Here is a 22,225-nt window from a genome sequence, read left to right as displayed (position 1 = left end):
ATGGCTATAATTATTCAGATTCAATAAAACTGGATAACTCTCATGGCGATCTTCCGGCGTCCTGCGCTGGCCGTCCAGATGGCCGGTCAGCTGTTGCGGCCCGGCGTCCTGGACGAGGGTCTGCGTTCCGGCTTGTTCCTTTCCGGCCTGCGCCGCACGGGCAAGACGACCTTCCTGCTGAATGACCTGATCCCTGCGCTGGAAGAGGCCGGCGCACTCGTGATCTACGTCGATCTCTGGGCCGATACCCAGACCAGCCCGGCCGTTCTGGTCCAGGCCGCGATCCGGAAAACGCTGACCGAACTGCAGACACCCGCGTCCTCGGTGCTGCAAAAGCTCAAGCGCATCAGCGGCGTCGACCTGGGCGCATTCACCTTCAAGTTCGGCTTCAAGCTCGACAGCCTGGGCGCCCAGGGCGGGCCGACGCTGGCGCAGGCACTGACCGAGGTCGTCGACCAGGCGAAGACGGATGTCGTCCTGATCGTGGACGAGGTGCAGCACGCGATCACCTCCGAGGATGGCAACCAGATGCTGCTGGCGCTGAAGGCGGCGCGCGACGCCATCAATCCGCGCCCAGCCACGCCCGGCCACTTCCTCTTCATCGGAACGGGCTCGCACCGCGCGCTGGTGAATGAACTGACGGCGAGGCGCAACCAGGCGTTCGCGGGTGCCACGTCGGTTGCCTATCCCGTGCTGGAGACCGACTACGTCGAGCACTTGCTGCAGCGGCTCGCCGGAGAAGGCGCGGGCGCACTGCCTTCCCTGGCGATCGCCAACCAGAGCTTCAAGACCCTGGGAAACCGCCCGGAAGAAATGATCAAGGCCCTGGGCCAGCTGCGGCGGCACTTGCCGCCCGGCGGCGATCCGGATGCCTACCTGCCGGTGATTGCCGCAACTCTCCGGTCCACCGCCGCCGACATCGAATTGGCGAAAGTGGAGCAACTCGGCGGACTCGCCACGGCCATCTTCGAGCGCATCGCCTCGACCCATGGAGATGCCCGTGGCGTGTTCTCGGCCGAGGCCGCCGCCGCGTATTCGAAAGCCGTGGGACGCGAGGTGCGGGTCGAGGAAACGCAGCCCGTGGTCAACGAACTCCTCGCGGCGAACCTGATCATGCGCAAGGGCCATGGCCTGTACGGCGTGACGGATCCCTTCGTGCAGCAGATCTGGCGAGAAAAGAAGGCATTCGAGGCCAAGATCGGGTAGCCGGGCATGATGGCGACCATGCGCACCATCGGCCTCATCGGCGGCATGAGCTGGGAGTCCAGCGCCGAGTACTACCGCCTCGTCAATCAGCGGGTGCGCGAGCGCCTGGGGCCGCTGCGCTCGGCGCAGCTGCTGATGCACAGCGTCGACTTCGGGCCGATCGAGCGGGCCCAGCACGAGGGCCGATGGGACGATGCCGGCGCCATCCTCGAAGACGCCGCGCGCCGGCTCCACGCCGGCGGGGCGGACTGCATCGTGCTGCGCACCAACACCATGCACAAGCTGGCCGATCGCATCGAGGCGGCGACGCCGCTGCCCTTTCTCCATATCGCCGATCCGGTCGGCCGCGCGGCGGCCCGCGCGGGCGTGCGCCGCGTGGGCCTGCTCGGCACTGCGTTCACGATGGAGCAGGGCTTCATGAAGGACCGGCTCGCGCAGCGGCATGGCCTGGAGGTGCTGGTCCCGGGCGCCGATGATCGTGCCGAGGTGCACCGGATCATCTACGACGAACTGTGCGTCGGCATCGTCGACGGCGCCTCACGCGAGCGCTACCGCCGCGTCATCGGCGCTCTGCAGGCCCGCGGCGCCGAGGCCGTCGTGCTCGGATGCACCGAGATCTCGCTGCTCGTCAAGGACGAGGACAGCGCGCTGCCGCTGCTAGATAGCACGGCATTGCATGCCGCTGCGGCGGTCGACTTCGCTCTCGGACAGTCCTAGCGAAGAGCGGGGCCAGGCCGGCGCCGGGCCGCCCCAAGGCGGCCTGCGGCCCCCTCGGGGGGCAGCGAACCACACGTAGTGGGGAGCGTGGGGGCCACATTCAATCTGCTTTGATGTTGTTGCTCTGGATCACTTTGCGGTAGAGCGCGTACTGGTCTTTCAGCGCGGCGGCGAATTCGGCCGGCGTGCTGCCGCGCAGGGTCATGCCCTGGGCCACCAGCTGCTTGCGGGTCTCGGGATCGTCGAGCGATACCTTCATCGCGTCGTAGAGCCGGTCGACGATCGGCTTGGGCGTGCCCTTGGGTGCCACGATCGCGAACCAAGAGTTGAAGAAGAAATCGGGCAGGCCCGATTCGCTGACGGTCGGCACGCCGGGGTATTGCGCCAGGCGCTGCGGCGTCGACACCGCCAGCAGACGCAGCTTGCCGGCGGCGATCAGCGAGGTGACCGTGCCCAGGCCCTGGAAGGCGGCGTCGACCTCGCCGCCGGCGACTGCGATGGCGGCCGGCGTCGCGCCCTTGTAGGGCACGTGAGTCACGTCGATGCCCGCACGGCCGGCGAACAGGGCCATCGCCAGATGCTGCGGGCTGCCGCTGCCGCCGGAGCCATAGTTGAGCCTGGCCGGACGCGCCTTCGCCGCGTTGATGAAATCGGCGACCGTCTGGTAGGGCGAATCGGCCTTCACGACCAGGCCCCATTCGATCGTGCCGACCAGCGAGACCGGGGCGAAGTCGGCCAGCGGGTCCCAGCTGGTCTTGTAGATGTTGGGCACCATCGTCAGCACGCTGTCGTTGAAGCCGCCGACGGTGTAGCCGTCGGGCGCGGCCTTGGCGACGCGCTCGGCGCCGATCAGCCCCGCCGACCCCGGAATGTTCTCCAGGTAGAACGACTGCCCCAGTTCGCTGCCCATGCGCTGCGTCAGCACCCGCGCCCCGTTGTCGACGGCGCTGCCCGCGGCCAGCGGGATGATCATGTGGATGCCCTTGGCGGGGTAGGCGGTCTGCGCCGGCGCGGCGGCCGCGGCGGCCAGGCCCGCTGCGAGGATCAGGTGCTTGAGGAAGGCTGTCATGGCGGGGTCTCCTTGTGGTTCTTGTCCGTCAGGCCGGCCCCGGCGGTTCCGGCAGCCGCTCGAGCGCCTCGATGCCCAGCCGTTCGGCCAGCCGGTCGAGGTCTTCGGCCAGCGCGGCCGGCAGCGGGACGCCGTCGCGACCATAGGCTTCGCGCTTGCCGTGGCTCTGCTCGCCCGGCAGCCAGATGCGCTCCACGCCGGGCAGGCGCTCGCTCTGGCGGATGTCGCGCACCAGCGCGTCGACCGCGGCCTTGAAGGGCGCCGCCCCGCCGAAGGCCGCGAGGTCGATCACCAGGATCGCCTGGCCGGTGTTGGTCGGCGTGCGGTCGTCGGCGTTGAAGTCCACCAGTTCGCGGCCCATGGCCGCGCCGTGCAGCGTGCCGGCCAGGAGTCCCACGATGAGCGCCAGGCCATAGCCCTTGTGGCCGCCGATCGGCAGCAGGAAGCCTTCGCCGGCGCGCTTCGGGTCGGTCAGCGGCCGGCCCTCGCGGTCGATCATCCAGCCTTCGGGCATAGCCTCGCCGCGCTTGGCCTTGGCCTTGACCTTGCCGTAGGCGGCCACGGTGGTGGCCATGTCGAGCACCACCGCGGGTTCGTCCCCGGCCGGGATGCCGGCGGCGATCGGATTGGTCGACAACAGCATCTCCATGCCGCCCCAGGGCGTCATGTGGTTGGCATTGCCGACCGCGAAGTAGAGCCCGATCATGTCGTGCGCCAGCGGCATGCGCGCGTAGAGCGATGCCGGTCCGGCATGGTTGCTGGCACGCGTGCCGACCCAGGCGACACCGGCGCTGCGCGCCTTCTCGATCGCGATCTGCACCGCGCGCGACACCACCAGGTGGCCCATGCCGTTGTCGCCGTCGACCACCGCCATGGCGGCCCGCTCTTCGACCACGCGGATGTCGGGCCGGATGTTGATGCCGCCCGCCTCGATGCGCTGCACGTATTGCGGCAGCCGGATCACGCCGTGGCCGTCGGAGCCTTGCAGGTCGGCATCGGCCATGAGGCGTGCGACGCTGGCGGCGTCTTCGTCCGGCAGGCCGATGCGGCGCAGCGCGGCGGCGATGAAGCGGCGCAGGCTCTCGCCCGGCGCCCGGAGGGTGCTCTGTCCAGTGATCGGCATGCGGCGGGTCGGCCCGCCGTGGCCGGCGCGCCGAATGTCTCCTGTTCTCGAATGCAGGGCAGTCTAGGAAGCGCGGCGCCGCCGGTCCAATGCCGATTCGGTCGCGAGCCATATCATATTGATATGCAAGAACTTGCGGCCGTCTGCGCCGCCGACCCCTCGTGAACCTGCGTACCCTGCGCTATTTCGTGGCCATAGCCGATGCCGGGAGCTTCACCGCGGCGGCGGCGGCGCTGTCGGTGGCGCAGCCCGCGCTGACCCGCCAGGTGCGCGACCTGGAAGCCGAACTGGGCGTGCAGCTGCTCCAGCGCGGGGCGCGCGGCGTGCGGCTGACGCAGGGCGGCGCCACCCTCTACGAATCGGCACGCCGGATGCTGGCCGAGGCGGCGCGGGTGCGCCTGCAGCTTGGCGGCGATGGCGCCGCGCCCGACAGCACCGTGGTGCTGGGCGTCTCGCCCACGCTCACGCGGGTTCTCCTGCCCGGGGTGTTCGAGCGCTGCCACCGCCATCTGGCGGGCGTGCGGCTGGCGGTGCGCGAGGCCTTCACGCCCCAGCTGGTGGAAGGGCTGGAGCGCGGCCATGTCGACATGGCGGTGGTCACCAATCCGCAGCCGCATCGCGCGCTCGCCTTCGAGCCACTGCTGGCCGAGCCTTTCGCGCTGATCACGCCGGCTTCGCGCGGCATGCCGCCGGTGGTGCCGCTGTCGTCGCTGGCCCGGGTGCCGCTGCTGATGACCCGCCTGCATCGCGGCATCGTCGAAGCCAGTCTGGCGCCGCTCGGTGGCCGGCTCAACGTGGAGGCCGAGTTCGACTCGGTCGATGCCATCCGCGAACTGGTGCTGCAGGGCCGGTGGGCCACCTTGATGCCGGTGTCGGTGTTCAAGGAGCCGCGCGCCGGCACGGTGAGGCTGTCGGAGATCTCGGGCGCCCAGCTGCACCGCATGCTGGTGCTGGCCACGCGGGTCGAGCAGGCGCAGAGTCCGGCGCTCGCCGTCGTGCGCGACCTGGTGCGCGCCGAAGCCGCCAGGCTGGCCGCCGTCGGCGTGTTCAGCTTCGGCGCCGGCGTGGCCTGACCGGATCGGCACCAAAGCGCCTTGCGTTTCGATACAAGCGGTGTCCCTAGAATCGGCGGCCACGAGTAGAACGGAGCTTCCCTTTGCGCATTGCCACCTTCGCCCTTGCAGCCCTCGCGGCCGCGGCCACCCTGCCGGCGTTCGCGCAGGTCAACATCAACATCAACGTTCCCGGCCTGGTGCAGGTGGCACCGCCGCCGCCGCGCTACGAAGTCATGCCCGGACCGCGTCCGGGCCAGGTCTGGGTGCCGGGCCGCTGGGTCTGGAACGAGCGCGACTATGTGTGGCAGGGTGGACGTTGGGAGCGCGACCGGCCCGACTACGTCTATGCGCCCGGCCGCTGGGTCCAGGCGGGCGGCGGCTGGCGCTGGGTCGATGACCAGTGGAAGCCCGGCAAGCCGCCGAAGCACGGCAAGCACGGCCGGGGGCATGACCACGACCATGACGACGACGGCTACCACTGTCCCCCCGGCCAGGCCAAGAAGGGCCGCTGCTAGCCTGGGGCTTCAGCCGCGCTGCAATCGCCTGAGCGCGGCGCGATGGATCCGGTAGACGGGCCCGATGCTGTCGAGCGCGATGCGCTCGTCTGCGGCGTGGATGTTCTCGCCGCGCAGGCCGAAGCCGCACAGGGCGGGCACGCCCAGGCCATGCAGATAGTTCCCGATGTTCGATGGTCCGGCCACGCGGGTCGGCAGGTCGATGCCCAACTCGGCGCGGCCCGCTTCGCGCAGCGCCGCGACCATCGGGTCGGCATCGGGCACGCGGTAGGCGGGCCAGCCGGCGAACCACTCGATGGCGGTGGCGGCCGCGCCGGCATGGTCCGCGTCCTGCCGTTCGATCGTGGCCCGCACCAGCGCGCGCGCCTGCGCGTCGGTGAAACCGGGCGTCAGCCGCAGGTCGATCCGCAATTCGCAGCGATCGGGCACCTGGGTGTAGCCGCCGTCGCCGGCCTGGATGCCGGTCAGCGTGAGCCGGGGCGCGAGGCCGAAGGCCGGATCGGCCGGCGGCAGCGGCGCGGATTCGAGCGCTCTCGCCAGCGCCATGGCCCGCGTGATGGCGTTCAAGCCGCGCCGGCGGGTGGCGCCGGCGTGGGCGGCGATGCCGTGCACCGCCAGCCTGGCGCGCAGGAAGCCGCGGCCGCCGGTGACGATCCTGTCCATCCCCGGGTAGCCGATGATGACGCCGTCCGGCCTCGGCGCGGGCCCGTTCCCCAGCGGAGGATCGAAGAAGGCGCGGGCGCCGCCGAAGCGCCCGGAATGCTCGTCGAGATCGAGCAGCAGGCCGAGCCGGCCGGCGAACCCTTCGCGCGCTGCGCCGAATTCCGCCAGCAGGTGCGCGAACAGGGCGGCGCCGCCCTTGGAGTCGGCGCTGCCGCGGCCGTGCAGCCAGCCGCCTTCGATGCGGGGATCGGTCGGCGGCCAGGTCCAGCTGGCGGCGTCACCGAAGCCCGCGGTGTCGAGCGTGGCGTCGAGCACGGTCCAGGGGCCGCCCGGCCGGGTCCCGGCGATCTCGGCATAGAGGCCCAGCGGCTCGCCGCCGGCACCCTGCAGCCGGCGACAGGCCAGCCCCCGGCTGCCGAGCCAGTCTTCCATGCAGCGCAGCACCGGCGCCGGCGTGTCGGTGCCGGCGCGGCTCGGCGTGCGCACCAGCGACTGGAGCAGGGCGACGATCGAGTCGGTGGGAACGGGCGGGCTTGCCATGCGCGGCTATTGTGGCGCCGGCGCCAGCAGGTGCTGCAGCATGCGGCGCGCCGGAAGCGGCAGCGCGTCGGCATCGCGCACGCAGGCCAGCAGGTGGCGGGCGGCCCAGGCCTCCGCGATCGGGATGGCCCGGATGCGCGGCAGCGAAGGCGAACGGTCGGCCGCGGCCTTCGGCACGATGCCCACACCGATGCCCTGCTCGACCATGCGGCAGACGGCCTCGAAGCTGCGCACCCGCACCCGGTAGGCCAGCCGCTTGCCGAGCCGGCGGGCGTGCAGGGCGACGTGGTGCTGCAGCGGGCTGCCTTCGGCCAGGCCGACGAAGCGGCAGTCGACCACCTCGGCCAGGACGACGCGCCGGCGCCGCGCCAGCGCATGACCGCGCGGCACCACCAGCACCAGGTCGTCGCGCCGGAACACGAAGTGCTGCAGGCCTTCGACGTCGACCACGTCGGAGACGATGCCGATGTCGCACAGCCCGGCGCGCAGCGCATCGACGATGTCGCTGCTGCCCTGTTCCTCGAGGTCGACCGAGATCTGCGGATGCTGCGCGAGGAAGGCGCCGAGCGCCTCGGGCAGGTGCTCGGTCATCGCCGAGCTGTTGCACGACAGCCGCACGTGCCCGCGCAGGCCGCCGCCGTACTCGCCGAGCTCGCCGCGCAGGCGCTCCATCTGCTGCAGCACCAGCCGGGCGTGGTGGGCCAGGGTGCGCCCCGCCTCGGTCGGCTGCGCGCCCAGGCGGGAGCGCAGCAACAGCGGCGTGCCGAGGTCGGCCTCCATGCCGAGCACGCGCTGGCTGGCGGAGGCCAGCGTCATGTGCGTGCGGGCCGCGCCGCCGGTGATGCTGCCGGTCTCGACGATGTGCTCGAACAGCCGCAGGTCGGTGAGGTCGAATCGCATGCCGGCAAGGTAGCACGCCGAGCCTCAGGCCGGGCCTGAGGCCGGCTCTGAAAGTTCCGCATTTGCAGGCCGCGCCCGGACCGCGACACTGGCCCGATGCTGGATTCCGATCTTTCCCTGTGGCCCCTGGTGTCGGCCGTCTTCGTGCTGGCGGGCCTCGTCAAGGGCGTCATCGGCCTGGGGCTGCCGACCTTGTCGATGGCGCTGCTGGCCATCTGGATGCCGCCGGCTGCCGCCGCCGCGCTGCTGATCGCGCCCTCGCTCGTGACCAACCTGTGGCAGCTCCAGCCCTGGTCCGGCGTCATGGCCATGCTGCGCCGCCTGGCCGGCATGCAGCTCGGCATCGTCGCCGGCACGCTGCTGGGCGCCTGGTGCTTCGGCGCCCCGGCCGGTTCGGGGGCGATGCTCGCGCTGGGGCTGGCGCTGGCCGGCTATGCGGCCTGGGGCCTGCTGGGGCGCTCGCTCGTGCTGCCTGCGCGGCACGAGGCGTGGCTCGGCCCGGTCGTCGGCGCGCTCACCGGCGCCATCACGGCGCTGACCGGCGTCTTCGTGCTGCCGGCGGTGGTCTACCTGCAGGCGCTGCGGCTGCCGCGCGACGAACTGATCCAGGCGATGGGGCTCTCGTTCACCAGTTCGACCCTGGCGCTCGGCCTGGCGCTGGCCGGGCAGGGCGGCTACTCGTTGCCCGGGGCCGGCGCCTCGCTGGCGATGCTGGTGCCGGCGCTGGCCGGCATGGCGCTGGGCCAGCGGCTGCGCCAGCGGATTTCGATGACGGTGTTCAGGCGCTGCTTCTTCATCGGCCTGGCGCTGCTGGGGCTCTACATGGCGGGACGTGAATTGCTGCGTTGAGAATCCGGCGCGCCGACGCACAATCTAGCGCGCGGCGATGGGCCGCCGCCCGCGTGTGGGGCAAACAGGAGTACGCATGTCAATGGCACTGTTGTGGGACACCGCGGTCGCGACCCTGACATCGTCGCTCGCCACCCCGGCGGGCATCGTGGCCGCCTGTTCGGCGGCGGTGGCCGGGGCGCTGGTGGTGGTCAGCTCGTTCGTGAAGACCATGATTCCGCTGCGCTGCCTGGCGGTCGGGGGCAACCTGGGCTTTCTGCTCTACGGTGCGCTCCATCCCTCGCTGATCATGATGCTCCTGCACGGGGCGCTGCTGCCGATCAACATCTGGCGGACCGCCGAGATGGTCCGCCTGACGCGGCGCGTGACCGCGGCGGCGGCCGAGAACGACCTGTCGGGGGTCTGGCTGCGGCCCTACATGCGCAGCGCCCGGATGAAGGCAGGCCGCGTCCTGTTCCGCAAGGGCGATGCGGCCAGGCATCTGTATTTCCTGGCGTCGGGCCAGATCGAGTTCGTCGAGATCGGCGAGATGATGGAGGCCGGGCGCCTGTTCGGCGAGATCGCCTTCTTCGCCCCCGACAAGCGCCGCACGCTGACCGCGCGCTGCGCGACCGACTGCACCGTGCTGCGCATCGACGAGACCACCTTCAAGCAGCTCTATTTCCAGAATCCGGCCTTCGGCTTCCAGGTCGTCAACCTGGTGACCTCGCGCCTGATCGCCGACCGCCATCGGCTCGAATCGCTCATGGCTTCCAGCCGGCCGGCGCCTTTGGGAAGCTAGGCGCCCAGGCCACACGAAGTGCGGAGCGTGGGGGCCCGCTCAAGCCACGCAGGCGCGGGCCGCGTCCAGGATCATGGCCTCGGACGGCAGCTTGCCGATGCCGGCCAGCCCTTCGCGGGCGCACTCGATGTCGTGCCAGCGCACGATGCCCTCGCGGTCGATCATGAACATCGCCTTCAGCTGCGGCCACTGCCGTTCGACGTCGCCGAGGTCGGTGGGCGTGCAGACGTAGCTGTCGAGCGCCTCGATGGCCTTGGCGGCCTGCGGGATCGGCAGCGGCTCGGGCAGCTCGCCGGTGGGATTGACGCGGGTTTCCTGCAGGGCCTGCATCAGCTCGGGCGTCGGTTCGGGCTTGGGCACGCGGTAGGCGCGGTGGGTCGACAGGGCGGGGTCGGAAGCCAGCCGCAGCTGCGTCGGCCGGAACTTGAAGTAGAGCCGGGCGTTTTCGGGATCGGTCGCCACCACCACCAGGCTTTCGACCCCGAGCGCCTTCAGCTTGACCTCGAATTTGCCGATCTGGACCAGCTGGCGGCGGCAGAACGGGCACCACAGGCCGACCATCAGCGCCAGGAACAGCGGGGCGCGCCCTCGGTAGTCGGCCAGCGACACCGTCTCGGGGCCGGCCACCGCCGGCAGCGCGAAGTCGGGGGCGGCTTCGCCGGGTGCCACGGGGGGATTCATCGAGGAGGTCATGGAGAGACTCCTTCCGGCAGGTTCAGCAGAGGAACGGAAGCACCATCAGGGCGTCGGGCTCGAGGCCGGCGCGCTCGCAGACGGTCTGTGCCTTGGCCAGGTAGGCCTCGGCCTGCGCGATGCGCCCGGCGTCGAGATACAACGTCGCCAAACCATCGTAGCAGGGAAAGAGCAGCTGGGGTTCGTCGATCTGCTCGGCCAGTTGCAACGCCTCGTTGTAGGAATCGAAGGCCCGCGCGTGGTCGCCGTGGCACTGGTAGATCTGGCCCAGGACGATCAGCGGCACGGCCAGGTGATCGAGCAGCCCGAGCCGGCGGTCCAGGCTGGCGGCGGCGCGCGCGGCCTCGATGCCTTCGTCCTCGCAGCGGTTGGTCAGGGCGCAGTAGGCGACCGCGAGGTTCGCGTACAGCCGCGACTGGAAGCCCAGGTCGCCGACCTTGCGCGCGGTCTCGAGCCCGCGCAGGCAGGTCTCGATGCTGCGTTGCGGATCGAGCGTCGCATACAGAACGCCCAGGTTCGTGTAGCCCCGGCAGGCCGCCTGCAGCAGCTGGTGCGCCTCGGCCTGGGCGACGCTGCTCTCGATCTGCGCCACCGCCTCGGACGGGCGGCCCAGGCGCGCCAGCGCGACGCCGAGCGTGTTGCAGGCCTCGGCCCGCACCACGGTGGCCTCGCGCGCACGTCCCTGGGCGTCGGCGGGCAGCTCGCCCAGTGCGCGTTCGGCCAGTGCCAGCGCGGCGGCGCTGTCGCCGGCGCGGAAGGCGAGCCGGCCCATCTCCTGGAACAGGTGGGCGCGCTCGATCGGGTCGCCCTGTTCGCCAAGGCCCGCCAGCCCGGCGTCGAAGCAGGCGCCGGCGCGCTCGCGGTCGCCGGCCTCCCAGTGCAGTCCGCCGGTCTTGCGCAGGGCGCGCGCCAGGCGCACCGGTTCGTGCCGCTGTTCGGCCGCCTGCCGGACCTGCTCGTACTGGGCCAGCGCTTCGGCGCGACGCCCCTGCAGGCCGAACAGGTCGGCCAGCCGCTCGCGGGCGTCGAGCGCCATGGGCTCGACCTCGGCGGCGGCCGCCGGCGTGTCCGCCGGGGCTTCGGCCAGCGTGCGCAGCGCGCGCTCGTAGTGGCGGATGGCGTCGTCGTTGGCGTAGACGGCGCGGGCCCGGTCGCCCGCGGCCAGCAGGTAGCGGGCGCCGCGCGCCTTGTCGGTCGACAGGCTCCAGTGGTGCCCGAGCGCCTCCAGTTCGGCCAGGCGGCGCGGGTTCGCGCCCTCGCCATCGACCGCCGCCTGCCGGCCCGGGGCCGACATGTCCTCGAGGGCCTGGCCGGCCCGCTGATGCAGGTCGGTGCGCCGGGCCAGCAGCAGGTTCTGGTAGGCGACCTCGTGCAGCAGCGCGTGCGTGAAGCGCCAGCGGGGTCCGCCCGCCGGCTCGGCGCGCACCGGGCGCACCAGGTCGGCGGCCGCCAGGCGGCCCAGCGCGGCGCCGGTCGAGGGCGGGTCGCTGGCGACGCGCTGCAGCAGCGAGGCGTCGAACTCGGCGCCGAGCACGGCCGCCTCCTGCAGCAGGCGGCGATCTTCTGCCTCCAGCCGATCGATGCGCGACAGCAGCAGGCCGTACAGCGTCGACGGCACGGCCGCCGCCTCGTGCGTGGGCTTGCAATGCCAGCGCTCGCCCTGGCGCACCAGCAGGCCGGATCCGGCCAGGCTGCGGACGATCTCCTCGACGAACAGCGGATTGCCGCCGGCCCGCGCGGCGACCAGTTCGCGCACCGGCGCCAGGGCGTCGCCGTCGGCGCCCCCCAGCAGGTGGCCCACCAGCGCGCCGGCCTGCCGGGCGTCGAGCGGTTCCAGCGCGATGGTGGAATGCGCCGCCCGCAGCGGCCGCAGCGCGCGGGCATCGGGGCGCTGCGCGGCCAGCAGCATCAGCGGCCGGTCGGCAAGCTGGTCGATCACTTCGCGCAGCAGGTCGGCCGAGGCGGCGTCGGCCCACTGCATGTCGTCGATCACGATGACCACCGGCTGGCGCGCCAGCCGGCGTTCGAGCATCGCCCGGGCCGCCAGCGTGATCTGGCGCTGCAGCTGCTCAGGCTCGATGTCCTGCGGCCGGGCTTCCTCGATGCCGAGCAGGTGGCCCACCACCCGGGCGACCGCTTCGACCTCGGCGGCATCGGCGCCCAGGGCCTGCAGGCCGTCGTGCAGCTTGCGCCGCGCCACCTCCAGCGAGTCGTCGGCGCGGACCTGGTAGACCTCGCGGAACAGGGCCCCGAAGGTGCCATAGGTCGGCTCGCCGTGCGACGAGCAGGTGGTGCGGCGCACGCCGGTCGAGGCCAGGCGGCCCTGGGCCTCGAGCCGCGCGAACAGCTCGGCCAGCAGGCGCGACTTGCCGGCGCCGGCCTCGCCGACGACGCTGACCAGCTGCGCCTCGCCGCCCTGCATGCGGTCGAAGGCGGCCAGCAGGCGCTCGATGGCGTCGTCGCGACCGACCAGCGGCGCCGCCAGCCCGAGTTCGGCGAGGCCGCGCGCGGAGACCGCATCGGTGCGGGCGCCGCGCAGCACATGGACCCGCATCGGCTGCGCCTTGCCGCGCAGCGCCAGCTCGGTGGCGGGTTCGAAGTCGAAGCGGTGCCGCACCAGCGACCAGGTGGCGTCCGACACCAGCACGGTGCCCGGCTGCGCGGCCGAGAGCAGGCGCGATGCGGTGTTGACCGTGTCGCCGGTGACCGCATAGGCGCCGCCGGCACCGCTGCCCAGGCTGCCGGCGACCACCGGCCCGGTGTGGACGCCGATGTGCAGCGTGACCCCGCGGCCCAGGCGCGGGCCCCATTGCCGGCTCAGCCGCTCGACGCGCTGCATCATGTCCTGCGCCGCTTCCAGGGCGCGCAGGGGGTCGTCCTCGTGTGCGCGCGGCGCACCGAACACCGCCATCACCGCGTCGCCGACGAACTTCTCGACGAAGCCGTCGCCTTGGGCGATGGCCTGGGCCATGGTCTCGAACAGGGCGTTCTGGAACGAGCGCACCGTCTCGGGATCGAGCTCCTCGGCCAGCGCCGTGAAGCCGGTGAGGTCGGCGAACAGCACCGTGACCTGGCGCCGGTCGGCGCTGGGCTCGGGGTCGGGCGGGCGCGGGTTGTCCAGCCGGCGCCCGCAGCGCTGGCAGAACGATGACGAGGGCAGCACTTCGGCGCCGCAGCCGGCACAGGTCGTGGTCATGGGTCGTCCCGAGCCGGATGCTGCGCCAGTTCGGGCCTGCGCGCCACCGAAGAAATCCGCGATGATCCGGCCACCGGCCATGGAATTCCTCAAATTCATCCGCTCGCTCGAAGAACTCCTCTACGAGGTGATGACCTGGATGCTGTTCTATCCGCGCACGCTGTGGCGGGTGCTGCGCCATCCGCTGGCGCTGGCGGCGCAGGCAGAAGCCGAGATGAGCGAGCGCGAGGAGGACCAGTTCATCGACCTGGTCAGTCCGCCGCTGTTCCTGATGCTGTCGATCCTGCTGGCCCATGCGCTCGAGGTCGGCCTGCATGCCAACCTCGCGCCCTTCACCTCCAGCGTGGCGAAGGAGGTGCTGACTTCCGACACCAACCTGCTGATCTTCCGTGCCATCACCTTCAGCCTGTTCCCGCTGCTGATGGCGACCGGCCTGCTGCATCGGCTGCGGCGCGACATCGACCGCAAGACGTTGCGCCGTCCGTTCTTCCTGCAGTGCTTCTTCGCCTCGCCGTTCGTGGTGACGCTGTCGGTGGCCTCGGTCTTCGCGCGGCTGGGGTTCTCGCTGGTGGCGACCGGGTTGACCGTCGGCGCGGTCCTCTGGTATCTCGGCGTCGAGACGGAATGGTTTCGCACCCGCCTGGGGATCGGGCGCCTGCATGCCTTCGCGATCGCGCTCAAGCTGATGACGATCGCCTTCCTGCTGGCTTTCGGATTCGCCTTCCTGCTGCTCGGACCGGCGTCGCCATGAGCGGTGCCGCCGGGCGCCCCTAGAATTCCGATTTCACTCCCGGGCGAGGCTTGAAAGGCTGGGTTCAGCGCTTTTCGGGCCCTCGTCCTTCCATGCGATGCGCAGCAGCAGCACCGATTCGTTCGTCCGCCGGGTGCGCAGCCACCTGGACGTCCTCTCCGCGACCGAGCGGCAGCTCGCCGATTTCGTGCTGGAGTTTCCCGGCGAGCTCGCCAGCTACGCGGGCAACGAACTGGCCGAACTCGCAGGGGTCTCGCCGTCGACCGTGAGCCGTTTCATCCGGCGCATCGGCTACGACAACTACGAGGAGGCCCGGCGCCAGGTCCGGGAGGAGAAGGAGAGCGGCTCGCCGCTGTTCCAGTCGGCCACCGAGGCCTCCCGGCGCGGCCACCTGGTGGCGACGCATTTCCAGCGCTCGCAGGCCAATCTCGCCAGCACCTTCGAGCGCTTGAGCGACCGGCAGATGGCGGAGATCGTCAAGGCCATCATCGCCGCCGGCCAGGTGCTGATCTTCGGCAGCCGCAGCAGCCACGCCTTCGCCCAGTACCTGCGCTGGCAGATCATCCAGGTGGTGCCCCGCGTGACCGCGATTCCCGGCGCCGGCGAAACCCTGGCCGAGCACCTGGCCGGCATCGGCGAGCGCGATTGCGTGATCGTCTTCGGCACCCGCCGCCAGACCCGCCAGATGGAGCTCCTGCTCGAAGGTGCGAGCCGGGCCAGGGCCAAGGTCCTCTTCATCAGCGACCAGGCCTCGCCGGACTTCGCTGGCGCCACCTGGTCGCTGCAGTGCGACTGCCGCGGCCCGGGGCTGCTGGACAACCATGCCGCGGTGATGGCGGTGTGCGACCTGATCGCGACCATGGTGATCGAAGCCTCGGGCCCCGCCGGCCGCAAGCGGCTGGCCGCCATCGAACAGGGCCACGCGGAGACCGGCGAGCTCTGAAACCGCCCACAGGCGCACTGCGTTGGTGCGCCGGTCGACCCTGCAAGCGGGATTTCATATGGCCGATGAGATTGGCACGGTGATTGCATGTGCTTTGTTGCGGATGAAATTCTAATTTCATGCGCACCATATAGGTGAAATCCATATGGCAATCCGAGGCGCCGCGATCTAGCATCCGACACGCGATTCCGAGCAGCGCCGAGCACGCAAATCCTTCGACAAGGAGCCTTCCAATGGCTGGTGGACCTGTACTCTCTTCCGGGACCGACTCACCCCGAGTCGCCGAGCTCGACCGGGCGCTCGACACGATCGGCGTCACGCGCTCGCATCACACGATCATCTTCCTGATCCTCATCGGCTGCCTCTTCGACAGCTTCGAGCAGAACGCGGTCGGCATCGTGGGCCCGATGCTCAAGGAGCAGTGGGGGCTCACGGCGTCCGACATCGGGCTGCTCAACACCGTCACCTTCGCCTGCGCGGCGGTGGGCCGCATCGTCTCGGGCTACATCGCCGACCGCTTCGGCCGCCGCGTGATGCTGACCATCGACCTGCTGCTGTTCACGCTCGGCGCCGGCGTCTGCGCAATGGCGCCGAACCTCACCGTGATGGCGATCGGCCGCGCGATCGTCGGCTTCGGCCTCGGCGGCGAGATCGCGATCGCGGTCACGATGCTGTCCGAGTTCTGCTCGACCAAGTTCCGCGGCACCGCGGTCGGCCTGGTCAACGTCGGCGCGGGCGGGCTGGGCAACTTCCTCGCGCCCGGCTTCGGCCTGCTGGTGTTCTGGCTGTTCCCGGGCGACAACGCCTGGCGCTGGCTGTTCGCCTGCCTGATGGTGCCCGCGCTGCTGGGCGCCTTCTATCGCCGCTACATTCCCGAGACGCCGCGCTTCCTGCTGGCCCAGGGCCGCGTGAAGGAGACCAATGCGGTGCTGTCGCGGCTGGCCTCGGGCCGGCTCACGGCGCGCAACGTGCCGCAGCAGCAGTACATCAGCGACGACGGCGCCGCGGCGCCGAAGGCCAAGGTCAAGGTGCGCGTCACCGAGATCTTCCGCGGCGCGCTGGCGCGCCGCACCATTCCGCTGTGCATCACGATCTGGATGACCTACGGCGCCCAGATCTCGGTACTGACCTTGATGCCGACCATCCTCGTCGCGCTGGGCTACAGCATGTCGAAGAGCCTGCTCTTCACGATGGTGATGCAGGGCGGCAGCCTGCTGGGCGCCATTGCCGCGTCGCTGCTCGGCTTCCACTTCCCGCGCAAGCGGGTGCTGACCGCCGGCGCCGTCTGCGCCTGCATGGCGGCCCTGACCATCGGCTTCGTCGCCAAGAGCATCGTGGTGATCCTGATCGCGGGCGCGGTGTTCCAGTTCTTCGTGCTGCTGCTGAACACGACCATCTGGATCTTCGCGCCCGAGCTCTATCCGACCCGGGTGCGCGCCTTCGGCACCGCCTTCATCCTCGCGACCGGCACGGCCGCCGGTGCCTTCATGCCGCTGGTGGCCGGCCGGCTCTTCGATGCCTTCGGCCTGGTCGGCGTGTTCGGCCTGGCGGCCGCGATGTATGCGGTCTTCGTGATCAGCGTGCAGAGCGTGCCCGAGACCTACGGCAAGTCGCCCGATGCGCTGCCGCTGCCGGACGACGCCGCGCCCGCCAAACCGGTCGTCGCGGCGCCGCAGGCGAACTGACATCCAACCCGCAGACACCATGCAAGACATCCTGCTCATCAACCCGAATTCGTCCTCCGCCACCACGGCCATGATGGTGGCGATCGCCGCGGGCGATGCGCCCGCGGGCTACCGGGTGGAAGGCCGGACCGCGCAGGATGGCCCGCCGATGATCGTCAACCCCGGCGAGCTCGAGCAGGCCGCACTGGAGGTCGAGCGCACCTGGCGCGACGGCGGAACCCATTGGGCCGGCGTGATCATCAGCGCCTTCGGCGACCCGGGCATCGAGCGCGTGCGCGCCGCCTGCCGGGTGCCGGTGGTCGGAATCGCCGAGGCCTCGATGCGCGAGGCCAGTGCCGGCGGCCGGCGCTTCGGCATCGCGACCGTGACACCTGACCTGGTCGGCCCGATCGAAGGCCGTGCCCGCGCCCTCGGCCTGCTCGCCGTCTACGCCGGCATCCGGTTGACCGACGGCGACCCGCGCCAGCTCGCGGCCGATCCGCAGGCGCTGGAAGAGGCCCTGGCGCGGGCCGTGCAGCGCTCCATCGACGACGACGGCGCCGAGGCCGTGATCATCGGCGGCGGGCCGCTGGGGCAGGCGGCGATCGGGCTCCAGGGGCGCTTCGCCGTGCCGGTGATCGCGCCCATTCCGGCCGCCATGCGGCTGCTGATGTCACGCCTGGCGCCCCACTGACGCCGGCCTCTCAGAGCATCATCCCGCCCGAGACCTCGATGCGCTGGCCGGTGAGCCAGCGGTTGCCGTCGGACAGCAGCGCCGCGACCGCGCCCCCGATGTCGTCGGGCTGGCCGACCCGGCTCAGCGCCGTGATGCCGGCGATCTGCGCATTCGCCTGCGGGTCGTCGCGCACCGCGCCGTCTCGGAAATCGGTCTCGATGGCGCCCGGCGCGATGGTGTTGACCGTGATGCCGCGCGGGGCCAGTTCCTTCGCCATGTAGCGGGTCAGCACCTCGATGCCGCCCTTCATGGCCGCATAGGCGGCGTAGCCCGGGAAGGTGAACCGGGCCAGGCCGGTCGAGGTGTTGACGATGCGCCCGCCGTCCGCGATCAGCGGCAGCAGCTTCTGGGTCAGGAAGAAGGTGCCCTTGAGGTGGATGTTGGCAAGCAGGTCGAACTGCGCCTCGGTCGTCTCCGCGAAGGGCGCCGCCACGCCGATGCCGGCGTTGTTGACCAGGTGGTCGAAGTGCTCGCGCTGCCAGGTGCCGGCCAGCGCGGCCTTCACGCGTTCGGCGAAGCCGACGAAGCTGCCGCTGTCGGCCACGTCGAGCTGCAGCGCGACCGCGCGGCGGCCGAGCGCCTCGACCTGCCGCACCACGGCGTGGGCCTCGGCCTCGCTGCCCTTGTAGGTGAGGATCAGGTCGCTGCCTTGCTCGGCCAGCTTCAGGGCGGCGCTGCGGCCGAGGCCGCGGCTGGCGCCGGTGACGAGGGCGATGCGGGGGGTGGTGGTGGCGTTCATGGGTGAATTCCTGAGTCTGGAAGGGTTGGGATGGCCTGACTTTAGGAGTTCACCGGAAAACGATAAATGGTCGAAAATCGTCCAAACTGTTCTTCCACAAAGGACAATCAAAAAATGGATCTCGACCAGCTCCGCATCTTCGCCCGGGTCGCCGAACTCGGCAGCTTCACCCAGGCCGCCGACCAGCTCGGGATGGCGAAGGGCCGCGTCTCACAGGTGGTGCAGCGGCTCGAGGCCCAGGTCGGCGCGCGGCTGCTGCAGCGGACCACGCGGCGCGTACGGCTGACGCCCGATGGCGAGCAGTTCCTCGAACGCGGCCAGGAGCTGATCGCCGACGCCGACCAGCTGCAGGCCATGTTCCAGCCGGCGGCCAGCGGCTTGCGGGGCCGGCTGCGCATCGACCTGCCCAACTCGCTGGCGCGCGACCTGGTCATTCCGCGGCTGCCGGAATTCCTGGCGGCGCATCCGCTGCTGGAGCTGGGCATCAGCACCACCGACCGCCGCGTCGACCTGGTGCAGGAAGGCTTCGACTGCGTGCTGCGCGTCGGGCCGCTGGTCGACGCGGAACTGGTGGCGCGGCCGCTGGGGATGATGAAGATGCGCAACGTGGCGAGTCCGGCCTACCTGCGTGCCAACGGCACGCCGAAGACGCTGGCCGACCTGGCCCGGCACCGCATCGTGCACTACGCGCCCAAGCTCGGCGTGCAGGGCGCGGGCTGGGAGTACCAGGAGGAGGGCGGCGCGATCCGCGTGCATCCGATGCGCAGCGCGATCGTGGTCAACGGCACCGATGCCTACCAGGCTGCGTGCCTGGCAGGCCTGGGGCTGATCCAGGCGCCGGCGCATGGCACGCAGCGGCTGGTCGATGCCGGCCTGCTGGTGGACGTGATGCCTCACCTCACGGCGGCGCCGATGCCGGTCTCCCTGCTCTACCCGCACCGGCGCCAGCTGGCGCCGCGCGTGAAGGCGGTGCTGAACTGGCTCACGCAGGTGGTCGAGCCGTACCTCGTCGATGCGACATTGGGGCAAACTAGCCACCCATGAGACACATCGCTCGACTGATGCGCAGCGCGAGCCTGAACGGCTACGTCGAACTGGTGAAATCGCTGGGCCGGGATCCTTATGCATTCCTGCGGACCGTGGGGCTGCAGGCGAGATTCCTGGATGACCCCGAGACACTGATCCCGAGGGACGCCGCGCGCGAGCTGCTGGAGATCACCGCGCGTGCCACCAAGACGGAAGACCTGGCGCTGCGTCTCGCGGCCCAGCGCAAGCTCTCCGCCCTCGGACCCATCAGCCTCGTGCTGAGGGAAGAGCCCACGCCCAGGGATGCCCTCGACACGCTGTGCCGCTACCTGAAGCTGGTGAACCCCTCGCTGATGATTCGGGTCGAAGACGCCGACAGCGTGGTCATCATCCGGGAAGACCTGCTGCCGAGCCCCGGCTTGCCGATGCGGCAGTCGGTGGAACTCGCCGTGGGCAGCTTGTTCCGCATGCTGAGCGAATTGATCGGACCGCATTGGCGACCGCTCGAAGTCTGCTTCACGCATCGCCCGCCGACTGACGTCGCCGCCCATCGGGCATTCTTTGGACGCAGCGTCAAGTTCAACCAGGAATTCAACGGGCTGGTCTGCATGGCGATCGACTTGTCCAAGCCGCGCGAGCTCGGAGACCAGGTGGCCGCGGGCTTCGCGCGCAAGTTCCTGGAGGCGGAGCTCAAGGATCGCAGTGAAAGCGTCCAGGAGACCTGCCGCCAGCTGATCCTGGCACTGCTGCCGGGCGGCGCCTGCACCGCGCGGGAGGTTGCTCGGCACCTGCGCGTCGATCGTCGCACGCTGCACCGCCGGCTCGACGCCGAGGGCCTCACCTTCAGCGGCCTGCTCGACCAGGTGCGCTCGGACCTGGTCAAGAGCCATTTGCGCGAGGGTGACCTGCCGCTCAGCGAGGTGGCCGAGCTGCTGGGCTTCTCCAGCCCCAGCAGCTTCAGCCATTGGTTCCACAGCCTGTTCGGCTGCAGCGCCTCGCAATGGAGCAAGCAGTCGGCCGAAGCCGCGGCGACCCAGGAAGCCTAGGCCGGTCCGGGCTCAGCGGCCGAGATCGGCGTCCGGCTTGCGCAGGAAGCCCTGGTTGCCCCCGTTGCGATTGGGTGCGAAGCCGTTGCGCTGAAGGGTCTCTTCGGCCGTGTCGTAGAAGACCCCGATCTGCATGATCTCGCGCGCCTGTTGCGCGGTTGCGATGGGACGGCCGAATTCGCCCGAGATGCGCACCAGCTGTTTGATCTGGTCGACCGTGCTGGCCTTGCCGGTGCGGGTCTGGTTCCAGAGCACGTCCTCGATGCCGCAGCGCACATGCAGGCCCAGGGCGATGCCGATCATGTTGATGGGCAGCACGTTGAGCACCGAGCTTTCCACCGTGACCACCGCGCCGTCGGGCACCGCACGCAGCATGTTGGCCAGGTTGTAGATGTTGGCCTGGTCCATGCCGCCGCTGATGGCGACCCAGTTCATCACCAGCGGCCCCTTGTAGACGCCGCGGCGGATCATCCGCTCGATGGTCTCGAAGCTGTTGATGTTGTAGACCTGGAATTCGCTCTGGATCCCGGCGGCCGTCAGACGCCGGATGTGCTCCTCGGCCCAGCTGGGATTCGAGGGCACGACCATGTCCTTGTAGGTGGCATAGAGATGCGGGAAGCCCCGGGACACGCCCTTGAAGTCGTCCAGGCCGGCATGCTCCGTCACGTTCATCTGCGAGGTGTTGACGGTCACCGTGACCTGGTCGGGCCTCGGCTGGAGTTCGGCCAGCATGTGCCGCGTGTCGTCGCTGAGCCACTTGGCGCCCTGGCCTTCTTCAGGCGCGAAGCTGATGGAGCCGCCGACCTGGATGATCATCTCGGGCACGCGGGCGCGCACTCCGGCGATCAGCTCGTTGAACTTGGACAGGCGCTTGCTGCCCTTGCCGTCTTCTTCGCGCACATGCAGGTGCAGCACGGTGGCGCCGGCTTCGTAGCAATCCACCGCCTTCTGGATCTGGTCTGCCATGGTGACCGGAATGTCTTCCGGGAAGTCCGAGGGAATCCAGCCCGGCGCATAGGGCGCGGCCGTGATGATCAGGGGCTGCTGGTTTTCGGGATACAGGTGGCCGTCGAGGAAGTTCATGGTGAGTGGTCTCCGGGTTGATATGCAGAAATCGGGAATGTCGAACGTGATGGAAAGGCTTTGGAAGCTCAGTACGGAACGTCGCCCACGATGCCGGCGCGCTCCATCTTTCGCGGTGCCGGCCAGTAGTCGTTCACGGCGTAGTGCTGGGTGCTGCGGTTGTCCCAGACAGCGATGTCCCCAGGCTGCCAGGACCAGCGCACCTGGTACTCCGGAATGGTGGCGCGGCTGAGCAGGTAGTTCAGCAGCAGCGATGCGCCGGGCGTCTTGTCGATGCCGTGGCGAATGTTCTCCGGCGTGTTGTGGTTGACGAAGTGCGTGGTGAAGCTGCCGACGTACAAGATCTTCTCGCCGGTTTCCGGATGCGTGCGCACCACCGGATGCTCTGCCGGTGGGTTGTCCTGGTTCAGCTTCCTGCGGGCTTCGTCGGTCATCACCGCGCCGAACGATTGCTCGATGCTGGACCGCGCGCGCAGTTTCAGGATCTTCTGCTGGATGTCCTCGGGCAGCTCTTCGTACGCCTGGACCATGTTGACCCAGATGGTGTCGCCACCGATCTCGGGGCATTCGATGCAGCGCAGCACGGCGCCCATCGAAGGGTTCGGGCGCCACAGGCCGTCCGAGTGATACGCGTTCTCGTAGCTGTGCCTGCTTTCGCTGCGATAGATGAGCGCCAGGCCCGGGTGCTCGGGATCGCTGTTGAGCACGGGGTGATCTTCCAGCTCGCCGAAGCAGCGCGCAAAGGCTTCGTGGTCGGCGCGAGTGATCTCCTGGCCGCGGAAGAAAAGCACCTTGTGCTTCAGCAGTGCGGACTTGATCTCGGCAAAGAGTTCGGGGTTGCGCGATGCTTCGCCGAGGTGGACATCCGTGACTCTGGCGCCGATGGCGGGCGTGATTCGGCTGATCTTCATGTCTCGTCTCCGTAGGGTT

The 22,225-nt window shown here is 70.2% G+C and carries 21 protein-coding genes; 12 read left to right on the top strand and 9 right to left on the bottom strand.

Annotation, left to right across the window (positions count from 1 at the left end; translation table 11 throughout):
• Positions 1 to 42 precede the first annotated feature (42 nt).
• Together QTI17_RS02290 and QTI17_RS02285 are read left to right on the top strand one after the other, a co-directional pair.
• Positions 43 to 1,206 carry an ATP-binding protein gene (locus QTI17_RS02290; protein ID WP_286530760.1) on the top strand — a complete coding sequence of 388 codons (1,164 nt, stop codon included), beginning with the start codon at positions 43 to 45 and terminating at the stop codon, positions 1,204 to 1,206.
• A gap of 18 nt (positions 1,207 to 1,224) precedes the next feature.
• Positions 1,225 to 1,923 (top strand): aspartate/glutamate racemase family protein, encoded by a 699-nt coding sequence (locus QTI17_RS02285; protein ID WP_286530758.1) that lies wholly within the window; start codon positions 1,225 to 1,227, stop codon positions 1,921 to 1,923.
• A gap of 100 nt (positions 1,924 to 2,023) precedes the next feature.
• Here QTI17_RS02285 and QTI17_RS02280 read toward each other — a convergent pair whose 3' ends face one another.
• Positions 2,024 to 2,992 (bottom strand): Bug family tripartite tricarboxylate transporter substrate binding protein, encoded by a 969-nt coding sequence (locus QTI17_RS02280; RefSeq protein ID WP_286530757.1) that lies wholly within the window; start codon positions 2,990 to 2,992, stop codon positions 2,024 to 2,026.
• Positions 2,993 to 3,020: 28 nt separating this feature from the next.
• Complete coding sequence (locus QTI17_RS02275; protein WP_286530756.1) at positions 3,021 to 4,115, bottom strand: Ldh family oxidoreductase; 1,095 nt, start codon at positions 4,113 to 4,115, stop codon at positions 3,021 to 3,023.
• A gap of 161 nt (positions 4,116 to 4,276) precedes the next feature.
• On the opposite strand from QTI17_RS02275, the gene QTI17_RS02270 reads away from it, so the two are divergent.
• Both QTI17_RS02270 and QTI17_RS02265 read left to right on the top strand, forming a co-directional pair.
• On the top strand, positions 4,277 to 5,188 hold the full coding sequence (locus tag QTI17_RS02270; RefSeq protein ID WP_286530755.1) for a LysR family transcriptional regulator: 912 nt from the start codon (positions 4,277 to 4,279) through the stop codon (positions 5,186 to 5,188).
• An 83-nt stretch (positions 5,189 to 5,271) separates the two neighbouring features.
• Positions 5,272 to 5,685 (top strand): hypothetical protein, encoded by a 414-nt coding sequence (locus QTI17_RS02265; protein WP_286530754.1) that lies wholly within the window; start codon positions 5,272 to 5,274, stop codon positions 5,683 to 5,685.
• A gap of 9 nt (positions 5,686 to 5,694) precedes the next feature.
• Here the strand turns inward: QTI17_RS02265 and QTI17_RS02260 are convergent, their stop codons facing one another.
• Positions 5,695 to 6,888 carry a M20 family metallopeptidase gene (locus QTI17_RS02260; RefSeq protein ID WP_286530753.1) on the bottom strand — a complete coding sequence of 398 codons (1,194 nt, stop codon included), beginning with the start codon at positions 6,886 to 6,888 and terminating at the stop codon, positions 5,695 to 5,697.
• Between the two features lie 6 nt (positions 6,889 to 6,894).
• Positions 6,895 to 7,788, bottom strand: a complete 894-nt coding sequence (locus QTI17_RS02255) for a LysR family transcriptional regulator (RefSeq protein WP_286530752.1) — start codon at positions 7,786 to 7,788, stop codon at positions 6,895 to 6,897.
• 96 nt (positions 7,789 to 7,884) lie between these two features.
• Here QTI17_RS02255 and QTI17_RS02250 point away from each other — a divergent pair, with 96 nt between their 5' ends.
• Positions 7,885 to 8,637 (top strand): sulfite exporter TauE/SafE family protein, encoded by a 753-nt coding sequence (locus QTI17_RS02250; RefSeq protein WP_286530751.1) that lies wholly within the window; start codon positions 7,885 to 7,887, stop codon positions 8,635 to 8,637.
• 76 nt (positions 8,638 to 8,713) lie between these two features.
• Positions 8,714 to 9,418 carry a Crp/Fnr family transcriptional regulator gene (locus QTI17_RS02245; protein ID WP_286530750.1) on the top strand — a complete coding sequence of 235 codons (705 nt, stop codon included), beginning with the start codon at positions 8,714 to 8,716 and terminating at the stop codon, positions 9,416 to 9,418.
• A gap of 39 nt (positions 9,419 to 9,457) precedes the next feature.
• Here QTI17_RS02245 and QTI17_RS02240 read toward each other — a convergent pair whose 3' ends face one another.
• Positions 9,458 to 10,111 (bottom strand): peroxiredoxin family protein, encoded by a 654-nt coding sequence (locus QTI17_RS02240; protein ID WP_286530749.1) that lies wholly within the window; start codon positions 10,109 to 10,111, stop codon positions 9,458 to 9,460.
• A gap of 22 nt (positions 10,112 to 10,133) precedes the next feature.
• The gene (locus QTI17_RS02235) at positions 10,134 to 13,307 is read right to left on the bottom strand and encodes an adenylate/guanylate cyclase domain-containing protein (protein WP_286530748.1); all 3,174 of its coding nucleotides are present in this window, start codon (positions 13,305 to 13,307) and stop codon (positions 10,134 to 10,136) included.
• A gap of 79 nt (positions 13,308 to 13,386) precedes the next feature.
• On the opposite strand from QTI17_RS02235, the gene QTI17_RS02230 reads away from it, so the two are divergent.
• The 4 genes from QTI17_RS02230 to QTI17_RS02215 all read left to right on the top strand — a co-directional run bounded on the left by QTI17_RS02230 (position 13,387) and on the right by QTI17_RS02215 (position 17,359).
• Positions 13,387 to 14,058, top strand: coding sequence for a hypothetical protein (locus tag QTI17_RS02230; RefSeq protein ID WP_286530747.1), 672 nt, complete (start codon positions 13,387 to 13,389; stop codon positions 14,056 to 14,058).
• A 97-nt stretch (positions 14,059 to 14,155) separates the two neighbouring features.
• Complete coding sequence (locus QTI17_RS02225; protein ID WP_286530746.1) at positions 14,156 to 15,001, top strand: MurR/RpiR family transcriptional regulator; 846 nt, start codon at positions 14,156 to 14,158, stop codon at positions 14,999 to 15,001.
• Between the two features lie 233 nt (positions 15,002 to 15,234).
• Positions 15,235 to 16,686 (top strand): MFS transporter, encoded by a 1,452-nt coding sequence (locus QTI17_RS02220; protein WP_286530745.1) that lies wholly within the window; start codon positions 15,235 to 15,237, stop codon positions 16,684 to 16,686.
• 19 nt (positions 16,687 to 16,705) lie between these two features.
• Positions 16,706 to 17,359 (top strand): aspartate/glutamate racemase family protein, encoded by a 654-nt coding sequence (locus QTI17_RS02215; protein ID WP_286530744.1) that lies wholly within the window; start codon positions 16,706 to 16,708, stop codon positions 17,357 to 17,359.
• Between the two features lie 10 nt (positions 17,360 to 17,369).
• On the opposite strand, the gene QTI17_RS02210 is transcribed toward QTI17_RS02215, so the two are convergent.
• Positions 17,370 to 18,140 (bottom strand): SDR family NAD(P)-dependent oxidoreductase, encoded by a 771-nt coding sequence (locus QTI17_RS02210; RefSeq protein WP_286530743.1) that lies wholly within the window; start codon positions 18,138 to 18,140, stop codon positions 17,370 to 17,372.
• A 114-nt stretch (positions 18,141 to 18,254) separates the two neighbouring features.
• Between QTI17_RS02210 and QTI17_RS02205 the strand changes: the two genes are divergently transcribed.
• Complete coding sequence (locus tag QTI17_RS02205; protein WP_286530742.1) at positions 18,255 to 19,184, top strand: LysR family transcriptional regulator; 930 nt, start codon at positions 18,255 to 18,257, stop codon at positions 19,182 to 19,184.
• Positions 19,181 to 20,212, top strand: coding sequence for an AraC family transcriptional regulator ligand-binding domain-containing protein (locus tag QTI17_RS02200; RefSeq protein WP_286530741.1), 1,032 nt, complete (start codon positions 19,181 to 19,183; stop codon positions 20,210 to 20,212). Before QTI17_RS02205 ends, QTI17_RS02200 begins: the two co-directional genes overlap by 4 nt.
• A gap of 12 nt (positions 20,213 to 20,224) precedes the next feature.
• On the opposite strand, the gene QTI17_RS02195 is transcribed toward QTI17_RS02200, so the two are convergent.
• Positions 20,225 to 21,295, bottom strand: coding sequence for a beta-keto acid cleavage family enzyme (locus QTI17_RS02195; protein WP_286530740.1), 1,071 nt, complete (start codon positions 21,293 to 21,295; stop codon positions 20,225 to 20,227).
• Positions 21,296 to 21,363: 68 nt separating this feature from the next.
• Positions 21,364 to 22,206 carry a TauD/TfdA dioxygenase family protein gene (locus QTI17_RS02190; protein WP_286530739.1) on the bottom strand — a complete coding sequence of 281 codons (843 nt, stop codon included), beginning with the start codon at positions 22,204 to 22,206 and terminating at the stop codon, positions 21,364 to 21,366.
• Between the last annotated feature and the right edge of the window lie 19 nt (positions 22,207 to 22,225).

The sequence above is a fragment of the Variovorax sp. J31P179 genome (genome assembly GCF_030316985.1).
Classification (GTDB): Bacteria; Pseudomonadota; Gammaproteobacteria; order Burkholderiales; family Burkholderiaceae_C; genus Variovorax; species Variovorax ginsengisoli_B.
Note: the sequence above shows the minus strand (reverse complement) of the source record. Positions and strands in the feature narration are given on the sequence as shown.

Excerpts from the sequence above, each read along its gene's own strand:
- QTI17_RS02205 (WP_286530742.1), top strand. The coding sequence starts at position 18,255 with ATGGATCTCGACCAGCTCCGCATCTTCGCCCGGGTCGCCGAACTCGGC.
- QTI17_RS02235 (WP_286530748.1), bottom strand. The coding sequence starts at position 13,307 with ATGACCACGACCTGTGCCGGCTGCGGCGCCGAAGTGCTGCCCTCGTCA.
- QTI17_RS02285 (WP_286530758.1), top strand. The coding sequence starts at position 1,225 with ATGCGCACCATCGGCCTCATCGGCGGCATGAGCTGGGAGTCCAGCGCC.
- QTI17_RS02230 (WP_286530747.1), top strand. The coding sequence starts at position 13,387 with ATGGAATTCCTCAAATTCATCCGCTCGCTCGAAGAACTCCTCTACGAG.
- QTI17_RS02275 (WP_286530756.1), bottom strand. The coding sequence starts at position 4,115 with ATGCCGATCACTGGACAGAGCACCCTCCGGGCGCCGGGCGAGAGCCTG.
- QTI17_RS02240 (WP_286530749.1), bottom strand. The coding sequence starts at position 10,111 with ATGACCTCCTCGATGAATCCCCCCGTGGCACCCGGCGAAGCCGCCCCC.
- QTI17_RS02250 (WP_286530751.1), top strand. The coding sequence starts at position 7,885 with ATGCTGGATTCCGATCTTTCCCTGTGGCCCCTGGTGTCGGCCGTCTTC.
- QTI17_RS02260 (WP_286530753.1), bottom strand. The coding sequence starts at position 6,888 with ATGGCAAGCCCGCCCGTTCCCACCGACTCGATCGTCGCCCTGCTCCAG.
- QTI17_RS02220 (WP_286530745.1), top strand. The coding sequence starts at position 15,235 with ATGGCTGGTGGACCTGTACTCTCTTCCGGGACCGACTCACCCCGAGTC.
- QTI17_RS02225 (WP_286530746.1), top strand. The coding sequence starts at position 14,156 with ATGCGCAGCAGCAGCACCGATTCGTTCGTCCGCCGGGTGCGCAGCCAC.
- QTI17_RS02195 (WP_286530740.1), bottom strand. The coding sequence starts at position 21,295 with ATGAACTTCCTCGACGGCCACCTGTATCCCGAAAACCAGCAGCCCCTG.
- QTI17_RS02290 (WP_286530760.1), top strand. The coding sequence starts at position 43 with ATGGCGATCTTCCGGCGTCCTGCGCTGGCCGTCCAGATGGCCGGTCAG.
- QTI17_RS02215 (WP_286530744.1), top strand. The coding sequence starts at position 16,706 with ATGCAAGACATCCTGCTCATCAACCCGAATTCGTCCTCCGCCACCACG.
- QTI17_RS02200 (WP_286530741.1), top strand. The coding sequence starts at position 19,181 with ATGAGACACATCGCTCGACTGATGCGCAGCGCGAGCCTGAACGGCTAC.
- QTI17_RS02280 (WP_286530757.1), bottom strand. The coding sequence starts at position 2,992 with ATGACAGCCTTCCTCAAGCACCTGATCCTCGCAGCGGGCCTGGCCGCC.
- QTI17_RS02245 (WP_286530750.1), top strand. The coding sequence starts at position 8,714 with ATGTCAATGGCACTGTTGTGGGACACCGCGGTCGCGACCCTGACATCG.
- QTI17_RS02210 (WP_286530743.1), bottom strand. The coding sequence starts at position 18,140 with ATGAACGCCACCACCACCCCCCGCATCGCCCTCGTCACCGGCGCCAGC.
- QTI17_RS02190 (WP_286530739.1), bottom strand. The coding sequence starts at position 22,206 with ATGAAGATCAGCCGAATCACGCCCGCCATCGGCGCCAGAGTCACGGAT.
- QTI17_RS02255 (WP_286530752.1), bottom strand. The coding sequence starts at position 7,788 with ATGCGATTCGACCTCACCGACCTGCGGCTGTTCGAGCACATCGTCGAG.